General features: G+C 51.9%; 15 protein-coding genes and 1 riboswitch. Of the genes, 12 read left to right on the forward strand and 3 right to left on the reverse strand.

Annotated features, from left to right (window positions below; genetic code table 11):
* Positions 1–56: 56 nt before the first annotated feature.
* The gene (gene ilvD, locus WMO41_RS05060; RefSeq protein WP_349228824.1) at positions 57–1,742 is read right to left on the reverse strand and encodes a dihydroxy-acid dehydratase; all 1,686 of its coding nucleotides are present in this window, start codon (positions 1,740–1,742) and stop codon (positions 57–59) included.
* A 15-nt stretch (positions 1,743–1,757) separates the two neighbouring features.
* Entirely contained in the window at positions 1,758–2,669 is a 912-nt protein-coding gene (locus WMO41_RS05065) for a LysR family transcriptional regulator (protein WP_349228825.1), read from the reverse strand.
* A gap of 205 nt (positions 2,670–2,874) precedes the next feature.
* On the opposite strand from WMO41_RS05065, the gene WMO41_RS05070 reads away from it, so the two are divergent.
* Both WMO41_RS05070 and WMO41_RS05075 read left to right on the forward strand, forming a co-directional pair.
* On the forward strand, positions 2,875–3,828 hold the full coding sequence (locus WMO41_RS05070) for a 3-hydroxyacyl-CoA dehydrogenase family protein (protein WP_349228826.1): 954 nt from the start codon (positions 2,875–2,877) through the stop codon (positions 3,826–3,828).
* Between the two features lie 15 nt (positions 3,829–3,843).
* Entirely contained in the window at positions 3,844–5,304 is a 1,461-nt protein-coding gene (locus WMO41_RS05075) for an SLC13 family permease (RefSeq protein WP_349228827.1), read from the forward strand.
* 90 nt (positions 5,305–5,394) lie between these two features.
* Here the strand turns inward: WMO41_RS05075 and WMO41_RS05080 are convergent, their stop codons facing one another.
* Positions 5,395–8,076 carry a transglycosylase domain-containing protein gene (locus WMO41_RS05080; RefSeq protein WP_349228828.1) on the reverse strand — a complete coding sequence of 894 codons (2,682 nt, stop codon included), beginning with the start codon at positions 8,074–8,076 and terminating at the stop codon, positions 5,395–5,397.
* Between the two features lie 175 nt (positions 8,077–8,251).
* Here WMO41_RS05080 and WMO41_RS05085 point away from each other — a divergent pair, with 175 nt between their 5' ends.
* The 10 genes from WMO41_RS05085 to purF all read left to right on the forward strand — a co-directional run bounded on the left by WMO41_RS05085 (position 8,252) and on the right by purF (position 18,481).
* Entirely contained in the window at positions 8,252–8,902 is a 651-nt protein-coding gene (locus WMO41_RS05085) for a YigZ family protein (RefSeq protein WP_349228829.1), read from the forward strand.
* Positions 8,903–9,089: 187 nt separating this feature from the next.
* A complete protein-coding gene (gene typA / locus WMO41_RS05090) occupies positions 9,090–10,919 on the forward strand; it encodes a translational GTPase TypA (RefSeq protein ID WP_349228830.1) in 1,830 nt (609 codons plus the stop codon).
* Positions 10,920–11,057: 138 nt separating this feature from the next.
* Positions 11,058–12,401 (forward strand): MATE family efflux transporter, encoded by a 1,344-nt coding sequence (locus tag WMO41_RS05095; protein WP_177292115.1) that lies wholly within the window; start codon positions 11,058–11,060, stop codon positions 12,399–12,401.
* Between the two features lie 84 nt (positions 12,402–12,485).
* Positions 12,486–13,130: a single-stranded DNA-binding protein gene (locus tag WMO41_RS05100; protein WP_177292116.1), complete on the forward strand. Its 645-nt coding sequence runs from the start codon at positions 12,486–12,488 to the stop codon at positions 13,128–13,130.
* Between the two features lie 145 nt (positions 13,131–13,275).
* Positions 13,276–13,761 (forward strand): cob(I)yrinic acid a,c-diamide adenosyltransferase, encoded by a 486-nt coding sequence (locus tag WMO41_RS05105; RefSeq protein WP_349228831.1) that lies wholly within the window; start codon positions 13,276–13,278, stop codon positions 13,759–13,761.
* A gap of 40 nt (positions 13,762–13,801) precedes the next feature.
* Positions 13,802–13,977, forward strand: a riboswitch (Lysine riboswitch).
* Positions 13,978–14,130: 153 nt separating this feature from the next.
* Positions 14,131–15,015, forward strand: coding sequence for a 4-hydroxy-tetrahydrodipicolinate synthase (gene dapA, locus WMO41_RS05110; protein ID WP_349228832.1), 885 nt, complete (start codon positions 14,131–14,133; stop codon positions 15,013–15,015).
* A gap of 89 nt (positions 15,016–15,104) precedes the next feature.
* Entirely contained in the window at positions 15,105–15,860 is a 756-nt protein-coding gene (dapB, locus tag WMO41_RS05115; protein WP_177292119.1) for a 4-hydroxy-tetrahydrodipicolinate reductase, read from the forward strand.
* A gap of 130 nt (positions 15,861–15,990) precedes the next feature.
* Positions 15,991–16,317 carry a hypothetical protein gene (locus WMO41_RS05120; RefSeq protein WP_349228833.1) on the forward strand — a complete coding sequence of 109 codons (327 nt, stop codon included), beginning with the start codon at positions 15,991–15,993 and terminating at the stop codon, positions 16,315–16,317.
* Positions 16,318–16,499: 182 nt separating this feature from the next.
* The gene (locus WMO41_RS05125; RefSeq protein WP_349228834.1) at positions 16,500–16,895 is read left to right on the forward strand and encodes a hypothetical protein; all 396 of its coding nucleotides are present in this window, start codon (positions 16,500–16,502) and stop codon (positions 16,893–16,895) included.
* Positions 16,896–17,041: 146 nt separating this feature from the next.
* A complete protein-coding gene (gene purF, locus WMO41_RS05130; RefSeq protein ID WP_349228835.1) occupies positions 17,042–18,481 on the forward strand; it encodes an amidophosphoribosyltransferase in 1,440 nt (479 codons plus the stop codon).
* Positions 18,482–18,502: the final 21 nt, after the last annotated feature.

Consider the following 18,502-nt stretch of genomic DNA (forward strand, 5'->3'; position numbering starts at 1 on the left):
AAAGAAAGGGCGCGGAAGCCAGACAGTTTCCGCGCCTTTTGTGTACAGATAGTTTGTTAATCCACAATCACTCCGCCCTGGTCCGCGCTTCTCGCGTGCAGCGCATATCGTTTCAGATATCCGTCCACTTCCTTTGGTTCATAGTGGAATGCAGCTTTTCTGCGGGCAAGCTCTTCATCGGAGACATGGAGTTCCAGTTTTTTATTCGGGATGTCGATCTCGACTTCGTCGCCGTCCTCAATGAGGGCAATAGGGCCGCCGGCTGCGGCTTCCGGGGAAATGTGGCCCACGAAGCAGCCGTTGTTGGTGCCGGAGAAGCGTCCGTCGGTGATGAGGGCGGTGCACTTGTTTAAGCCCTGGCCGTAGAGCAGCTTCATCGGCTTGAACATTTCCGGCATGCCCGGAGCGCCTTTCGGTCCCTCGTAGCGGACTACCACTACATGACCTGGCTTGATGAGCTGTTTTGCGATGGCATCGCTGACTGCGTCCTCACTGTCGAAGCAGATGGCTTTGCCGGTGAAGTGGCGCACTTCCTCCGCGACAGCAGCAGGTTTGGCTACAGCGGTGTCCGGAGCCAGGTTGCCGTGCATGATGGCAAGTCCTGCCAGGGTGGAGAATGGCTTCTCGAGGGAGGTGATGACCTCCGGGTTCTTCGGGTAGAGACTGCGACAGGCTGCGGCGTTTTCGCCGATGGTTTTGCCGGTCACGGTCATACAGTCGTTGTACAGAAGCGGCTTCATCTGGCGCTGAACCTCCGGAATGCCGCCTGCTTTGTAGAAGTCCTCGGCGTCGAATTCCTTGGAAGCCGGATTGATGCGGCAGATGAGTGGGATGTTGTTTCCGTATTCTTCAAACCATCCCATGACAGTCTTGGAATCCAGACCGATCTCGTGGGCAATGGCAAGGGTGTGGATGACACAGTTGGTGGAGCCTCCGGTTGCCATAAGGACCATGATGGCGTTGCGGATGGCCTTCGGAGTCAGGATATCCCGGGATGTGATGCCATTTAATACCATATGAACAGCCGTCTCGCCGGAGAGAAGTGCCGCGCGGATACGGTCGTTATAGACAGCCGGAATTGCCGCGGAACCCGGCAGGCTTAAGCCCAGAGCCTCTGCCATGCAGCACATGGAGTTTGCAGTGGCCATATGCTGGCAGGAACCGACGGTCGGGCAGCAGAGCTCGGTGATGTCTTCCAGAACGTCGTGGTCGATCTTGCCGACCTGGTACATACCATAGGCTTCCTCGATGGAGGTGGAGTCGGATTTGCGTTTGCCGCCGAATGACTGGCCGCCCAGCATGCAGCCGCCGGCCAGGAAGATACACGGAATATCCAGTCTTGCGGCTGCCATCAGCATGCCCGGAACAGTTTTATCGCAGGAACCGATGAGTACCAGACCGTCCAGCCGGTGAGCCCGTGCCATGGTCTCAATGCTGTCTGCCACAAGCTCGCGGGACGGCAGAGAGTAGCGGGCACCGCTGTGGGTGGTGCAGACACCGTCGCATACGGCAATGCAGCCGAATTCGACCGGTGTGCCGCCAGCGCGGTAAACACCGTATTTGACCTGCTCAGCCAGCTCTTTCAAATGACGGTGGCCGGGAACAATGTCCGTGAAGGAATTACAGACACCGATGATGGGACGGGACATGTCATCGTTGGAGAAGCCGTTGGCCTTGTAAAGGGTGCGGCAGGAGATGAGACTGTCCGGGAGAAAAGTGCCGGATTTAAATTTCTTTTGCATGTGAATACCCCCTGATTATTTATGTATATTTTTTGAATCTTCTTTGATGAAATTCCAGAAAATCTGTGCTGGTCTGGAAAGTTTATGGCCCTTTTTCCGGATTAGCCGGATAGAGGTGGAAGCAGTTGGCATAATACGGACTCCGACTGTATTTTTCCGTTTGTAATACTCGTAGAAATTCTGCGACAGCAGCGCAACTCCCATATTCAGAGAGACCAGAGCCATGATATTGTCCGGCCGGAGCCCGTTGAAGCGGGAGGCGGGAGAAAAACCGGCTTTCTGGCAAAGCTGCATGCAGACATAGTGAAGTTCGGCCTGTTCCCCAATGAGAATCATGGGATCATTTTTCAGTGCGGCCAGCGGAATGAAAGATTCCTGCGCGAGCGGATGGCTTTTTGGGAGTACCGCGATAATGTCTTCGCGCACAAACTCGATGGAATCATAATCGGACATGCCGGTCCGAAAGGGACGGACAAAGGCCAGCTCTACATCACCGGAATTCAGCATCTGGGGAATCAGCCCTGGTTCGAACTCAGAGGTGCCGACCGCAATCTCCGGATGCAGGGTGCTGAAATGGGCCATGAAATCCGCAATCCGGTAAGCTCCGATCAGTGGGCAGGAGGCAATGCAGATCTGAGGATTCCTTCGCTGCTGCGCAAGCTTGCGGTATTGCTCCTGACCAATCTGCTCAATGCTGCGATGGGCTTCCAGCAGCTGTTCCACATAGGGAAGAATTTCACGTCCGGCATCGGAAAGGGCACAGTTTTTGGAATTGCGGATGAATAAGGTCAGCCCCAGTTCCTGCTCCAGCGCAGCAATATGCTTGGAGAGGGAAGACTGGGATACGCAGAGCTCTTCCGAAGTTTTGGAGAAGCTTAAGTAGTGGGACAGTGCTGCGAATTCCTGATAATATTGAATGTTTGGCATGATGAACACCTCTTTATAAAATGTCAGATTACTATAAAACCTGACTATTATTATAACTCATTTATTCTGAAATGGAAAGAGTAGATAAGACAATCTATTCCATTCTGGATATGATGACTGCGCAATTCGAATTGCAGATGAAATGCGAACATGATATGATACAGATAGTGATAAAAAATTAACAAAACAAAGGGGGTAACATATCATGGGCAAAGAGGTACGCACAATTGGAATTGTCGGAACTGGAATCATCGCTACCAGCCTGGCGGTACTGACTACAGGCCATGGATTCAGAACAGTGGTTTATGCCCGCAGCGAATCATCGGCTAAACGGTGTCTGAATGATTATGAAAATCACTGGAAAAGTATGGTAGGACATGGACTTGCAACCAGTGAACAGGCAGATATCTGCAAGACCTATCTCGTTATTTCCAGTGACTACAAGGATATGGCGGACGCGGAGATCGTATTTGAAAGCGCACTGGAGAATCCGGATGTAAAGCACGGGATTTACCATATTCTGGAGGAAACCTGTCCGAAAGTAAAGGCCATCTGTTCTGTAAGTTCTTCCATTGTACCGGATGTTCTTGCAGAAACCTGTGAAAAATATGGCGATCGGATCATTGTAACGCATCCATTCAATCCGGTACATATGGTCCCGTATTTCGAGTTATGTGGGGGAAAGAATACGGCTCCGGGTGTTATCGAGTATGTATACAGGCTCCTGGAAGAACTGGACCGCAAACCGGTTGTGTTAAAGAAGCCGACTCCCGGCTTTATCGGAAACCGCCTGCAGTTTGCGCTGTGGAGAGAAGTTCTTGCACTGGTGGAGGAAGGTGTTGCAGAACCGAGAGATATTGACCGGGCACTCCAGTACAGCTTCTGTCCGCGTTATACGTCTATTGGCATTTTTGAGCATTTCGATAACGGTGGTCTGGAATTGAACCGGACAACATGCCGGAATCTGTTCCCAATCATCAGTGATACCAAGACGGTACCGAAATGTATTGATGAACTGATTGCGGAAGGTAAGACCGGAGTGAAGGCGGGAGAGGGATTTTATGACTGGCACGGAGTGAATATGGATGCGTACCGGGAACGGGTCAATGCGCCATACTGGAAATTCTGCCAGTGGGATCTGCCGAAAGAAAATATGTAAGTCAGGAGGGGTTGAATGATGACACAGAAATTTAGTATGGAAAAGCCGAAACTGATCAAGATTGCGCTCTGTCTTCTTATCGTGGCTATTTTTTGGGCGATGCCGGCACCGGCACCCATGACAACTGCAGGTATTCGTGTGATCGGTGTCTTTATTTCTACCGTAATCCTGCTTTCAGCAGTGGATACGGTATGGCCGGCCATGCTGGCGGTCGTACTTTTGTCAAGAACCGGAGCTACAACGCTGAATGGCGCAATTGGCGGAAGCCTTGGAAACTGGGTTGTTTACTTTGTGCTGATGACCTTTATCATGACACATGCGTTAAATGAATCCGGCTTCACTTCCCGCCTGGTCGCAAAATTTATGAGTCAGAAATTTGTGAACCGGAATCCCTGGACCTTCACCATTTCCCTTGGTATTCTTGGTATGATTCTTGGCGCTTTCATTGATCAGGTTCCGGCAGCAGCTTTTATGCTGGCATTTGTAAACCGTATCTACCAGGAACTGGGGTATACAAGGGAGGACAGTTATCCGCATATTACCAACATTATCACTTTGTTTGGAGTTAATATCGGCGGTGCCATGACTCCGATTTCCCATTCTCTGATCATTCTTGGACTTGGCGTGTATGAATCTGCTACAGGACAGAGCATCAGCCTGTTTACGTATCTGTTGTTCGGTATTCCGACCGGCATTGTCCTGTTCATTTTGATGGCACTGATTGTGCGTCTGCTGGCAAAACCAGATTTCAGCAGATTTAAGGACTTTGACGTAAATAAAGTCCTGGATCAGCAGGGACCGATGGATTTAAGAGAGAAGGTAACCGTATTTGTATTTTTCCTGACCGTCCTTCTCTGGATTATACCGGGCTTCTTAAAGCTCTTTATTCCGGACGCTGCATTCGTGACTACCCTGAACAGCTATGGCATCACCTTCTGGGCAACCTTATCGGTCGTTCTGATGGGTATCATCAGCATTGACAACAAGCCGCTTATTGATGTGCGCGATATCGTGAACAGGCACATCAACTGGGGCATCCTGATCTTCATCAGTATCGGTGTATATTTCGGAAGTGTAATCTGCGCAGAGGAAACCGGCGTGAACGCGTTTATGTCTGCCTATATCAGCCCGCTTATCAGCCATGTTCCGACGATGGCCGTAGTGCTGATCATTGCCTATGCAGCCGTATTTATGACGAACTTTGCATCCAATGTGTCCACCATCACCGTTATGACCGGCCTGGGCGTTGCCCTTGGCATGAGCACTGGTGTGGTGAATCTGGTAGCAATCTCCATGGTAACCAGCTTTTGTGGTTCTGCCGCTTATCTGATGCCGTCCAGCTTTGCCGTTATTGCAATGCTCCATGGCAATGAGTACAGCAGCAAGAATCAGATTTACAAATATGGTATTCTCATGATGATTCTTACACCGCTTGTAGTAACACTGATTGGATACAGCATCGGAACCATGCTGTAAAAGAACAAAAAACAGAATATGAGGGACATCAAAAAACGCTGGGGCTAAAATGCCTCAGCGTTTTTGGTATAAAAGAATGAAAGAAAACGATCAGTCCCGTCCGGGGCCGTTCGACACTCCCGAAGAAGGCCTGGTGCTGGTGCCGCCTGGTCCAAGACCGGGGACAACACCGGTTCTGCCAGATCCGGAACTGCCGGAGCCATCGCCGGCTTCATCCGGACCTAAGTAAGACGGATCAACCGTCACACTGGTGTGACCGGAACAGTGCCTGGTGGGCATTGCGTATTTGGAATCGTCTGTTTCGCCTTCCTCATCTGCCGGGAGGGCAATGCGCACGCGGGAGGTCTTCGGGCAGTTGGCACCCGGAAGAAGTCCGGTGACGCTGCAGACGGTGGCAAGCACATGGGTGTTGCACATTTCGGTCGGAACGGTTCCCTTGGCGAAATATTCTGTGTAGACGGCGTCTCCGCGCGGATCATGGGAGCAGACACCAGGAATCGCGAGCTTGCCGGATTTGCGGCAGATCTCGGCGGTTTCCACGCTGTCCGGCACGGTGAAGCCCGGATCACTTAAGCCTTCGTGCACGCGGGTCATGATCTTGCGCCAGATATCTTTGTGGTAAGAGGTGCCGCCGTTCTGGGCGGTGAGCTTCTGGTTTTCATCGCAGCCGCCCCACACACCGGCGGTGTAGTAAGGTGTGTAGCCGATAAACCAGATATCGTTGTTGTTGCTGGTGGTACCACTCTTGCCGGCCGCGGACATGTTCGGCAGTGCCGCGCGGGTGCTGGTGGAGCTGACGCTGACACCGGAGCTTGCGAAGATGCGGTTGGCCTGCATGGAATCCTTCATGGCATCGGTCAGCAGGAATGCGGTGGAATCTTTGAGAACCCGGTGGGTCTCCGGCTCATTGTCAATGAGCAGCTTTCCATCGTGATCCAGGATCTTGGTAAAGAATACCGGCTTGGTGTAAAGACCTCCGTTTGCAATGGAAGCAAAGGCCGAGGTAAGCTCCAGGTTGGTTACGCCTTTGGTGATGCCGCCCAGGGCAGTTGCCGCGTTCATGTCGGTGTCGGTCAGAGTGGTGATGCCGAAGTTCTTGGCGTATTCCACGCCCAGTTGCGGGCTTACGGTTTCCATCATGGTGCGCACGGCAACGATGTTCATGGAGTAGATAATACCGTCGCGGATGCTGGAGTAGCCGAGATAACCCTGCTTATACCAGTTTTTAAAGGTTTTGGTTCCTACCGTGAATGGCGCGTCGTAATAAACGCTTCCCAGGGTAGCGCCGCAGGTATCCAGCGCCGGGGCAAAGGCGGTGATGACCTTGAAGGTGGAACCCGGCTGTCTGGTAGTATCAGTGGCACGGTTTAAGGTCAGGCTGGCCGTCTTGGTACCGCGGCCGCCGCTGATGGCTTTGACCTGTCCGGTTTTCTGGTCCATGATCACGAAAGAAACCTGAGGCTGCAGCACCTTGCTGGAACGTTCTCCGATGATGGTGTCATCTTCCTGCAGGATAGCCGCCTTATAGGCTTCAATATCGGCGTCCGCCTCGGCTTCGCTGTTGTAAAGGCCTTCCCAGCCTGCGTTTAAGGTGGACGCGTGCCAGGATTTTAAGTTCTTTTCCGAGAAATGTTCGGTGGAGCCGTCCGCATGGGTTACGGAGAGACGGTATTCCAGGCTGTAGCGGGCAGCCGAGTAGTTGGACGGATCGTTGACTTCCTCATCTACAATGGCCTGGATGGCCGGATCCTGGGTGGTGTAGATCTGAAGTCCGCCGCTGTAGAGCAGGTTGTGGGCCTGCGTCTCGGTGTAGCCCAGTTTTTCCATCAGCGTATCCTTTACCTGCTGGGTCAGCTCGTCGGTAAAATAGCTGTACGGAGTGGAGTTCTCTTTGGAGACATTGTCCACCATCTGGATGCGGGCGTATACGTCGTCTGCCAGGGCTTCCTCCTGCTGCGCTTTGGTAATGTACCCCTGCTCAAACATATACTGCAGGATGACCTTGCGCTTTTCCGCGTTGGCTTCCTGGCCGCTGATGGGGTTTAAGCGGGACGGATTCTGGGTGATTCCGGCAATGACCGCACACTCGGAGAGCGTCAGGTCAGAAATATCCTTATTAAAATACCGCCTTGCCGCTACCTTGACGCCCAGGGCATTGTTACCTAAGTTGATGGTGTTTAAGTAGTTGGTTAAAATCAGCTTGCGGTCCATGGATTTTGTGAGCTGTAAGGCCAGATACTGCTCCTGGAGCTTTCGCTCTAACTTGGCACCGAAGCTGGTCTCCATACCGCCATTGAACATGTTGTTCTTGATGAGCTGCTGGGTGATGGTACTTCCGCCTCCGCGGTTCTCGCCGGTCAGCACACCGACCGCGGCACGGGAGATGGAGCGTAGGTCGATGCCGTTGTGGGTCCAGAAGCGGGAGTCCTCAATGGCAACGAAAGCGTTGATCAGGTCCTGCGGGAGTTCATCGTAGGTAGCTTCTTCCCGGTTGGAGCCTGCGGTTACCAGAGTGTCGGTTAAGTTACCGGCGCTGTCATACACGGTGGTGGCATAGCCGATGGGGACGATGCTGTCCACATTCAGCTCCGGGGAATTGTCGATGATGCCCATGACAATACCGATGCCGATACTGGATATGACCAGAACGCTAAACAGACAGAGCACGCAGCAGGTCTTTATAAAGGTAAGAAAAATCCGGGAGCGGTATTTGCGGCTCCGGGAGTTTACGGCCTGCAGACGCTTTTCTGTCGCGTCTTTTCCATAATTCATGTAGGAATCCTCCTTTGTTGTCGGGATTTTTCTATAAAAATCCAATTATGATTATACCAAAACGGGCGTTACAATGCAACGTATGACGGTGGAACAGCATAACTCCTTGCAAGAAGCCGTATTTACTGGTAAGATAGGAGCGAAACAAGATTAATGATATATAGGAAGTATACCCATGATGGAACGATATAAAATCCTCTTCGAGGGCGGAGAGGGCGAACTGACCGAGAAAAAATCCCGCTTCATTGCCACCACAAGACCGGTGGAGAGCGAGGAGGAGGCGGTGGTCTTCATTGATGAGATGAAAAAGAAATACTGGGATGCCAGACACAACTGCTCGGCTTATGTCATTGGCGAGCGCGGACAGGTGCAGCGCTGCAGTGATGACGGCGAGCCGGCCCAGACCGCGGGCCGCCCGATGTTAGATGTGCTTCTGGGCGCGGAAGTGAAGAATATCTGCGTGGTGGTGACCCGTTATTTTGGTGGAACGCTCCTTGGAACCGGCGGCCTGGTGCGGGCTTACTCCGGTGCGGTGCAGGAAGGGCTTAAAAACAGCGTGATCGTGGAGAAATGCCCGGGCGTGGAATTAAAGATCCATACCGATTACAATGGCATCGGCAAGATTCAGTACATCACCGCCCAGATGGAGATTCCGGTTCTGGATACCCAGTACACGGACGCGGTGGATGTAGTCTGTATGGTGCCGCTGGAAAAAGAAGGATCCCTGGTGGCTCAGATCACCGAGAAAACCGGTGGAAAAGCGGTCATGACCCGGGAAAAAGAATGTTATTATGGCTTTGCGGATGGAGAACTGGTGCTGTTTTAAATTTTAAACAGAAAAAAGCCTGGGATTGCGGAAAAAAGTCTTGCAATCCGCTATGCGTGATGCTATATTAATAAATTGTGATGATAGACGTGAACTAAGGACCTGGCAACAAGTCCTTAGTTTTTTTAAAGCTTAAGAGAGTGCGCCGATGCGCATTTTCGCCTAAAGAAAGAGGAAGATTACGATTATGAAAATGAAGAGAGAAGACATCCGTAACATCGCGATCATTGCCCACGTTGACCACGGTAAAACCACCCTGGTAGACGAGCTGTTAAAGCAGAGCGGTGTATTCCGTGCCAATCAGGAAGTAGCAGAGCGTGTTATGGATTCCAACGATATCGAGCGTGAGCGTGGAATTACCATTCTTTCCAAGAATACCGCAGTATTTTATAAAGATAAGAAGATCAACATCATCGACACCCCAGGACATGCGGATTTCGGTGGTGAGGTTGAGCGAGTTCTGAAGATGGTAAACGGCGTTATCCTGGTGGTAGACGCCTACGAGGGACCGATGCCGCAGACCAAGTTCGTTCTGCAGAAGGCCCTGGATCTGGACCTGTCCGTTATCGTCTGCATCAACAAGATTGATCGTCCGGAGGCAAGACCGGAAGCTGTTATCGATGAGGTATTAGAGCTGTTCATGGACCTGGACGCTTCTGACGAGCAGTTAGACTGCCCGTTCATTTTCGCGTCTGCCCGTGCAGGTTTCGCAAAGAAGGAGCTGAGCGATCCGGAAGTAGACATGAGCCCGCTGTTTGAGACTATCGTAGACTACATCCCGGCTCCGGAGGGAGACCCGGACGCAGATACCCAGATGCTCATCAGCACCATTGACTACAACGATTTCGTTGGCCGTATCGGTGTCGGCAAGATCGACAACGGAAGCCTGAAGGTAAATCAGGACTGTGTTATCGTAAACCATCATGATCCGGACAAGATGCGCAGAGTCAAGATCGGTAAGCTGTACCAGTTCGATGGCTTAAAGCGTGTTGAGGTTCAGGAAGCAACCATCGGTGATATCGTGGCTGTATCCGGTATTGCGGATCTGCACATCGGTGATACCATCTGCTCCCCGGAAAATCCGGAATCCATTCCGTTCCAGAAGATTTCCGAGCCGACCATTTCCATGAACTTCATGGTAAACGACAGCCCGCTGGCAGGCCAGGAAGGTAAGTTTGTGACCTCCCGTCATTTAAGAGAGCGTTTGTTCCGTGAGCTGAACACCGATGTCAGCCTGCGTGTAGAGGAGACTGAGTCTCCGGACTGCTTCAAGGTTTCCGGCCGTGGTGAGCTGCATCTGTCTGTCCTCATCGAGAACATGCGCCGTGAGGGCTTTGAGTTCGCAGTCAGCAAGGCTGAGGTACTGTATAAATATAACGAGCGCAACCAGAAGTTAGAGCCGATGGAGTTAGCTTATATTGACGTTCCGGAAGAGTTTACCGGCGCAGTCATCCAGAAGCTGACTTCCAGAAAGGGCGAGCTGCAGGGCATGAGCCCGGCAAATGGCGGCTATACCCGTCTGGAGTTCTCCATTCCGGCCAGAGGCCTGATCGGCTACCGCGGTGAGTTCATGACCGATACCAAGGGTAACGGTATCATTAACACCATCTTCGATGGCTACGGCCCGTACAAGGGTGACTTAAGCTACCGTAAGACCGGTTCTCTGATCGCTTACGAGAGCGGCGAGACCATCACCTACGGTCTGTTCAACGCACAGGAGCGCGGTATCCTCTTTGTAGGACCGGGCGAGAAGGTTTATTCCGGTATGGTCATCGGCCAGAACCCGAAGACCGAGGATATTGAGGTCAATGTCTGCAAGACCAAGAAGCTGACCAACACCCGTTCCTCCAGCGCCGATGAGGCATTAAAGCTGGTTCCGAAGAAGATCATGAGCCTGGAGCAGTGCCTGGAGTTCATCGATACCGACGAGCTTCTTGAGGTAACCCCGGAGAACCTGCGTATCCGCAAGAAGATCCTGGATCCGACCATGCGTAAGAGAGCTTCCTTCAAAAAATAAAATAGTTCCAAAACCTGGTGTGGAATTTTCTAGCTTTGACTACTTTTCGCCACACAGCTCCTTTTCGTTTCTGAGAGGGCGGCTGTGTGGCGTTTTTTTGGTTTCATTGGACAAACTCATTTACGAAAGGAGACGAACATGACAGATACATTCATGAAAGAAAAACCGGTGTTCCCACTTTTGGTATCCATGGCACTGCCGATGGTGGTGTCCATGCTGGTGAACTCCCTTTACAACATCATCGACAGCTTTTACGTGGCGAAAATCAGTGAAGATGCCATGACGGCGCTTTCTCTGGTATATCCGGTCCAGAATTTTATCAACGCGGCAGCCATTGGTTTTGGCGTGGGTATCAACGCGCTGGTGTCCCTTTATCTGGGGGCGGGGGAAAAGGAAAAGGCCGGAAATGCGGCCGGACAGGGGCTGTTATGCTGCCTGGTGCACGGCGTGGTGCTGGCAGTGATTTCCCTCTTATTTATGCCGCATTTTTTAGCCATGTTTACGGACGATGAACAGGTAAAAGCGCTGGCTATGCGCTATGTATGGATTACATTTTCGTTTGCGCCGGTCATTATGGCAGAACTGTTTTTTGAGAAGATTTTCCAGGCAGTGGGCCGTATGAAGGTGGCCATGGTGAGCCTTTTGTGCGGCGCTGTCACCAACATTGTTTTAGATCCGGTCATGATCTTTGGAATAGGAGGTTTCTTGGAATTGGGAATTTCCGGCGCGGCCATTGCCACCTGTGTTGGACAGATGGTTTCCCTGGCGGTTTATCTGGTGATGTATGTGGGAAAACCGTTCCCGGTTAAATTTTCCGGGCGGGATCTGCGGCCAAATCCGCCGATCCTTAAGCGGCTTTACGGAATCGGCGTTCCGGCCATCTTAAACCTGGCGCTGCCATCCCTTTTGATCTCTGCGTTAAACGGGATTCTGGCGGCATCCTCTGCCAGTTACGTGCTGGTGCTTGGTATTTATTACAAGCTCCAGACCTTCCTTTACCTTCCGGCCAGCGGCATTGTGCAGGGCCTGCGCCCGCTCATTGGTTACAATTATGGCGCAAAGGAAATGAAGCGCGTATGGCGGCTATTTGAGCTGACTCTGGTGATGAGCGCCGCCATCATGGCGGTGGGAACCCTGGGCTGCATGTTTTTCTCCCGGGGACTCATGCAGCTGTTTACCACAAATCCGGAGACCGTGGAGGCCGGGGCGCAGGCCCTCCGGCTGATCAGCATGGGATTCCTGATCTCCTCCGTGTCGGTAACGGCCAGCGGCGCCTTTGAGGGACTTGGAATGGGCATGTCCTCCCTCATCATTTCCCTGTGCCGCTATCTGGTTGTGATCCTCCCGGCGGCCTGGATTTTAAACCATTTTCTGGGTCCGGTGGGGGTATGGCACGGATTCTGGATCAGTGAGTGGATCTCTGCTGTCGTTTCCGGCTGTCTGGTGGCGCGATTTGCCGCCATTTGTCGAGCGAAACACTGAATAAATTTTCTCATTTTCCCATACATATGATAATAGCTGAGAGCAAGCTAAAAGAAATGAAATGGGAAGAGGAGAGAAAATACTATGTCAGAAAAAGTGATTGAAAACAATAAGGTGAGTGTGATCGGGGAGATCATTTCCGGATTTACCTTCAGTCATGAGGTGTTCGGAGAGGGCTTCTATCTGGTAAATGTGGCGGTGAGCCGCCTGAGCGAACAGGCTGACATTATCCCGCTCATGATTTCTGAGCGCCTTCTGGACGTAAAGGAAGATTACATTGGCTGCACGGTGGAGGCCATTGGCCAGTTCCGTTCCTATAACCGGCATGAGGGTATCAAAAACCGCCTGGTGCTGTCGGTATTTGTCCGGGAGATTCATTTTATGGAAAAGTTCACGGATTATACCAAAACGAACCAGATTTTCCTGGACGGCTATATCTGCAAGGCACCGGTCTACCGGAAAACGCCGCTGGGCCGTGAGATCGCGGATCTTCTCCTGGCAGTGAACCGTCCGTATGGCAAGTCTGACTACATTCCCTGCATTGCCTGGGGCAGAAACGCAAGGTTTGCATCCGGCTTTGAGGTGGGAACCCGGGTGAGAGTCTGGGGGCGTGTCCAGAGCCGGGAATACACCAAAAAGCTCAGTGAGACGGAGTGCGAAAAGCGCGTGGCCTATGAGGTTTCCATCAGCAAATTGGAGTGTGGAGAGCCGGAGGATGACGCTGTATAAACGGATTTACGGTACACGGACTTGCAAATGGCAGGGGAATGTGATAGGATAATGACGCTTGTATCAACGAGATGAATGATTTCGACGGAGCGTCTGCTTAGACAGAAGGCTCCCAAATGCTAAGAAAAACAGAGGTGCAAAAGCGATGAGTACAGGAAGACTAGAGGCCATCTGCGGCAAAGACAGCTCAGGAAAGACAGCGATGGCCCTTGGCAGAGCGCTCCAGGCGCTCACAGAGCAGAAAACCGTGATCGTGATCCAGTTTTTAAAAGGCAGTGAAAAAACAGGAAATCTGGAAGTATTAAAGCGCATGGAGCCGGAACTCAAAGTATTCCGGTTTGAAAAGTCAGACCGTTATTTTGCGGAGCTGAGCGATGCGGAAAAGAAAGATGAAGAAATCAATATCCGCAATGGACTGAACTATGCAAAAAAGGTGCTGACCACGGAAGAGTGCGATCTTCTGGTGCTTGACGAGGCCCTTGGCCTGGTGGATCAGAACATCGTGACGGAAGAGGAATTGGAGGGTCTGCTGAAATGCCGCGACCAGGTCCAGGTCATTGTGACCGGCAAGGTACTGCCGGAAGGCATCCGCCGCATCGCAGACAAAGTGGAAGAAGTGGATTGCAGATAACTTGACAATTAAATAGGTTAATGCTACTATTATACACAAACAGGCAAGTAGAGGTTGCGCGAAGCATGAGTAGAGGATCTGATGCACCAGAAGCAGAAGAGGGTTTCTTGAAAGGGCGGGCGCCGAAGATACAGGGCGGTCTGGACGTCATTTATCTGGGGACAGGGTGAAGAATCCTGTAACTGTCATCCAACCGGATGGAGAGCTACTTAAAGCAGAAAGCAAAGAACGACTTTAAGGAGGCTGACCGGAATTTGTCAGTCTCCTTATTTTGTCTGTAAAAGCACTTATGCGCATGCTCTGAATAATATCCGAACGATTGTGCCGGTTTTAAGACTACACAGGAAGAATATGAAGGAGGAAAATCACATGGCTATTTTTGAAGGCGCTGGTGTTGCGCTGGTAACCCCGTTTACAGAATCTGGAGAGGTAAATTACGAGAAACTTGAGGCACTGTTAGAGGAGCAGATCGCAGGGGGCACCGACGCGATCATCGCATGCGGCACCACAGGTGAGTCCGCTACCATGAGCCACGAGGAGCATCTGGATGTGATCCGTTTCACCTGCAAGGTAGTAAACAAGCGGATTCCGGTCATTGCAGGTACCGGTTCCAACTGCACAAGAGAGGCAATCCATCTTTCCAAAGAGGCTGAGAAGGCTGGTGCAGACGGACTGCTGCTGGTAACTCCTTACTACAACAAGGCAACCCAGAATGGCCTGATTGCTCACTACACCGCAATTGCGGAGTCTGTAAGCATCCCGTGCCTGTTATATCATGTTCCGACTCGTACCGGCCTGACCATGAAGCCGGAAACCATCGTAAAGCTCTGCCGCGAGGTTCCGAACATCGTCGGCGTGAAGGAAGCAAGCGGTAACTTCTCCGCCATCGCTGAGATCATGCATCTGGCAAACGGATGCGTAGACCTGTACTCCGGCAACGATGACCAGATCGTTCCGCTGCTGGCTATGGGCGGCAAGGGCGTGATTTCCGTTCTGTCCAATGTAGCTCCGAGACAGACCCACGAGATCTGCGAGAACTTCTTCAAGGGCGATATTGAAAAGAGCCGTCAGATGCAGTTAGATGCTCTTCCGTTGATCAATGCCCTGTTCTGCGAGGTAAATCCGATTCCGGTGAAGGCTGCGCTGAACCTGATGGGTAAGGAAGCAGGCCCGTTAAGACTGCCGCTGACCGAGATGGAGCCGCAGAACCAGGAGCGCCTGAAAAAGGCAATGCAGGAGTACGGAATTCTGTAAAAGAAAAGAAGCTGCGAAACAGCAGGGCTGATCGCAGCAACAGAAACTGCAGAAAATGGAATGAGACTTGCACAGGAGGACTTCTGAATATGGTAAGAATGATCATGCACGGCTGTAATGGCGCTATGGGACGCACCATTACCGGCCTGGCTAAAGAGATGGACGGCATTGAGATCGTAGCAGGAATTGACGTAAACCCGGTTGTGTTAAGCGACTACCCGGTATTTGCATCCCTGGAGGAATGCAATGTGGAGGCAGATGTGATCGTAGATTTCGCATCCGCAAAGGCAGTGGACCATCTGTTAGATTACTGCGGCGCTCACAAGATGCCGTTAGTACTCTGCACCACCGGACTTTCCCCGGAGCAGATTGAAAAAGTAAAAGAGACCAGCAAAAAGACCGCAATTCTGCGCTCTGCCAATATGTCCCTTGGCATCAACACCCTGATGAAGCTGGTACAGGATGCGGCTAAGGTTCTGGCTAACGCAGGCTTTGATATTGAGATTGTGGAGAAACACCACAACAAGAAGCTGGATGCTCCGAGCGGAACCGCGCTGGCGCTGGCTGATTCCATCAACGAGGCGATGGACAACCGCTATCACTACAAATACGACCGCAGTACAGAGCGCGTGAGACGTGATGAAAACGAAATCGGTATTTCCGCTGTGCGCGGCGGTACCATTGTAGGCGACCACGATGTGATCTTTGCAGGAACTGACGAGGTCATCACCTTCAGCCACACCGCATATTCCAAGGCGATCTTCGGAAAAGGCGCGCTGCAGGCAGCACTGTTTCTGGCCGGAAAGGAGCCGGGTCTGTACGATATGCAGGATGTAATCGGCTAGGCAGCTGGCACAAAGGCATTTATGCCGGAGAAAACCGGCTGAAAATTTGATAAAAAAGGAAATTCTGATTTTTTATAAAAACCTCCCTTTTTTCCCATACTAGCAACAGGAAAGAAAGGAGAATATGATGATGAAAAAAATCAGAATGACCGCATGTGTGCTCATCCTGGCGCTGGTCGTCTGCGCCCTGGCCGGATGCAGCAATAAGAACAACACCGGCATGGCAGACGAAGCTACCACCGCTTCCCAGAGCGCGTCCGACGGAGCAAACGGCAGCATGCGAGAGAGCGGCACTGCCGCAAACGGAATGGAAAGCAATGGTTCCATGGAAAATGGAGGAGCCGGTAATGGCACCGGAGGAACCGGCGGAACAACCGGAAACCGCAGCGACGTGCGGGAGAGCACCGGCGTGGTAGATGGTCTGGTGAATGATGTGGAGCGTGCAGTTGACAGATAGGAATTTTCTGAACCGAAAATTCCGTACGGCAGAGTAACAAACAAGAGAGACACCGTCTTAAGCAAAACGAGTCACTTTCCCTTTTGCTGCAGCGCAGCAGGGAAAAGAATACGCTGCGGGGCGGTGTCCTTCGCTTTTCACAAAGTTCCCGCTATTTCGCGGGAGCTTACATAGGAGGATTCTTGATCGGAAAATGGAATCGTGCGTGCAGACGCTGGAGAAAACGAGGTATCCGGCGGCTGGCACAAAAATTTCAGCGTGCGCAGCGGATTCGGCGTTTCCGGACCTGTCTGGCAGCAGCGCTTTGTGCGGAGCTTCTGGCTGGCGCAGGCCTGTACTGGAACCAGAACCGGCCGGAGCTGAATCTGGTGTGCAGGGAAGAAATCTGTGAGGTGGAGCTGATCCCAAAGACCAGCCTGGATGGGATGGAGGATATGGATGCCGGAAGGGACGGGAAAGGCAATGCCGCCGGGGAAGCGGCAAGCGCAAAAGAACAGGATATTTACGGCGTCCGCCTGAATCTGGAGGCACTGGAGGTTCAGTTCTACCACCGGATCGATTCCGTGCAGCGGAAATAGGCCTGTTTGAAACTTTGTGCATGCAAAGAACAGGCAGACGAAAAAAATATATTGCAATTCAGATACCTGTGTATTATAATTTCTTCTGAAATTAACTTCTTTTATTTATGACACTTATAAATACACAGAGAGGAATAAGAAAGCCGATGGAAGAAAAACGCTTGCTGAATCCAGATGAGCTGCATGAAGAGTGTGGCGTATTCGGAATGTACGATTTTGACGGCAATGATGTGGCATCCGAGATCTATTACGGACTGTTCGCATTGCAGCACCGGGGGCAGGAGAGCTGCGGTATTGCGGTCAGTGACACAGAGGGACCGAAGGGGAAGGTAAATGCGTATAAGGGGATGGGGCTTTGCAATGAGGTGTTCACACCGGACATCTTAGAGGGGTTACATGGAAATATTGGTGTGGGACATGTGCGTTATTCCACCGCGGGAAGCAGTACCCGCGAGAACGCGCAGCCGCTGGTACTAAACTATGTCAAAGGTACCCTGGCGCTGGCCCACAACGGAAACCTGGTCAACGCGCCGGAGCTGCGGAGAGAACTGGAATACACCGGAGCAATCTTCCAGACTACCATTGACTCCGAGGTCATTGCGTACCACATTGCCAGAGAGCGTGTGCGTACTTCTTCCGTAGAGGAAGCGGTAGCCAATGCCATGAAGAAGATCAAAGGCGCTTACTCCCTGGTCATCATGAGCCCGCGCAAAATGATTGGCGCCAGAGATCCGTTTGGCTTTAAGCCTCTCTGTATCGGTAAAAAGGAGAATGCCTACATTCTGGTATCCGAGAGCTGCGCTCTGGCTACCATCGACGCGGAGTTTGTCCGTGACGTAGAGCCGGGTGAGATCGTTACCATCACAAAGGATGGCATCAAATCCGATAAGAGCATGTGCCTGCCAGATCCGAAAAAGCAGGCCAGATGCGTGTTTGAGTACATTTACTTTGCGAGACCGGACAGTGTGTTTGACGGTGTGAGCGTTTACCATGCCCGCATCCATGCAGGACGCTGTCTCGCCATTGACTCCCCGGTGGATGCCGACCTTGTGGTAGGCGTGCCGGAATCCGGAAACGCCGCGGCCCTTGGTTACTCCATGCAGTCCGGCATTCCGTACGGAACGGCGTTTGTGAAGAACTCCTATGTGGGACGTACCTTCATCAAGCCGAAACAGAGCAGCCGTGTCTCCGCGGTAAAGGTCAAACTGAATGTATTAAAGGAAGCAGTAGCCGGAAAACGCGTCATCATGATTGATGACTCCATTGTCCGCGGTACCACCAGCCATCTCATTGTCAAGATGCTGCGGGATGCAGGAGCGAAAGAGGTTCATGTGAAGATCAGTGCGCCGCCGTTCTTACATCCGTGCTATTTCGGAACTGATATTCCATCCGAGGACCAGCTGATCGCCAGTGGCCGTACCATTGAGGAAATCCGCCAGATCATTGGGGCAGATTCCTTATCTTATTTAAAGATGGAGCGTTTGCAGGAGCTGTCTGCAGGACTTCCAATCTGCACTGCATGCTTCAGCGGAGATTATCCGTTAGACCCGCCGCACGAGGACATCCGCGGCGAATACACCAAATAAAAGTCTGGCTGCGCAGGCCGC

Source organism: Ventrimonas faecis (assembly GCF_040096075.1).
Classification (GTDB): domain Bacteria; phylum Bacillota; class Clostridia; order Lachnospirales; family Lachnospiraceae; genus Brotaphodocola; species Brotaphodocola faecis.

Coding starts and splice junctions, on each gene's coding strand:
- WMO41_RS05120 (WP_349228833.1), top strand. CDS start 15,991: ATGAAAAAAATCAGAATGACCGCATGTGTGCTCATCCTGGCGCTGGTC.
- ilvD (WP_349228824.1), bottom strand. CDS start 1,742: ATGCAAAAGAAATTTAAATCCGGCACTTTTCTCCCGGACAGTCTCATC.
- dapB (WP_177292119.1), top strand. CDS start 15,105: ATGGTAAGAATGATCATGCACGGCTGTAATGGCGCTATGGGACGCACC.
- WMO41_RS05100 (WP_177292116.1), top strand. CDS start 12,486: ATGTCAGAAAAAGTGATTGAAAACAATAAGGTGAGTGTGATCGGGGAG.
- WMO41_RS05105 (WP_349228831.1), top strand. CDS start 13,276: ATGAGTACAGGAAGACTAGAGGCCATCTGCGGCAAAGACAGCTCAGGA.
- WMO41_RS05095 (WP_177292115.1), top strand. CDS start 11,058: ATGACAGATACATTCATGAAAGAAAAACCGGTGTTCCCACTTTTGGTA.
- WMO41_RS05070 (WP_349228826.1), top strand. CDS start 2,875: ATGGGCAAAGAGGTACGCACAATTGGAATTGTCGGAACTGGAATCATC.
- WMO41_RS05075 (WP_349228827.1), top strand. CDS start 3,844: ATGATGACACAGAAATTTAGTATGGAAAAGCCGAAACTGATCAAGATT.
- WMO41_RS05085 (WP_349228829.1), top strand. CDS start 8,252: ATGATGGAACGATATAAAATCCTCTTCGAGGGCGGAGAGGGCGAACTG.
- WMO41_RS05065 (WP_349228825.1), bottom strand. CDS start 2,669: ATGCCAAACATTCAATATTATCAGGAATTCGCAGCACTGTCCCACTAC.
- dapA (WP_349228832.1), top strand. CDS start 14,131: ATGGCTATTTTTGAAGGCGCTGGTGTTGCGCTGGTAACCCCGTTTACA.
- purF (WP_349228835.1), top strand. CDS start 17,042: ATGGAAGAAAAACGCTTGCTGAATCCAGATGAGCTGCATGAAGAGTGT.
- WMO41_RS05080 (WP_349228828.1), bottom strand. CDS start 8,076: ATGAATTATGGAAAAGACGCGACAGAAAAGCGTCTGCAGGCCGTAAAC.
- typA (WP_349228830.1), top strand. CDS start 9,090: ATGAAAATGAAGAGAGAAGACATCCGTAACATCGCGATCATTGCCCAC.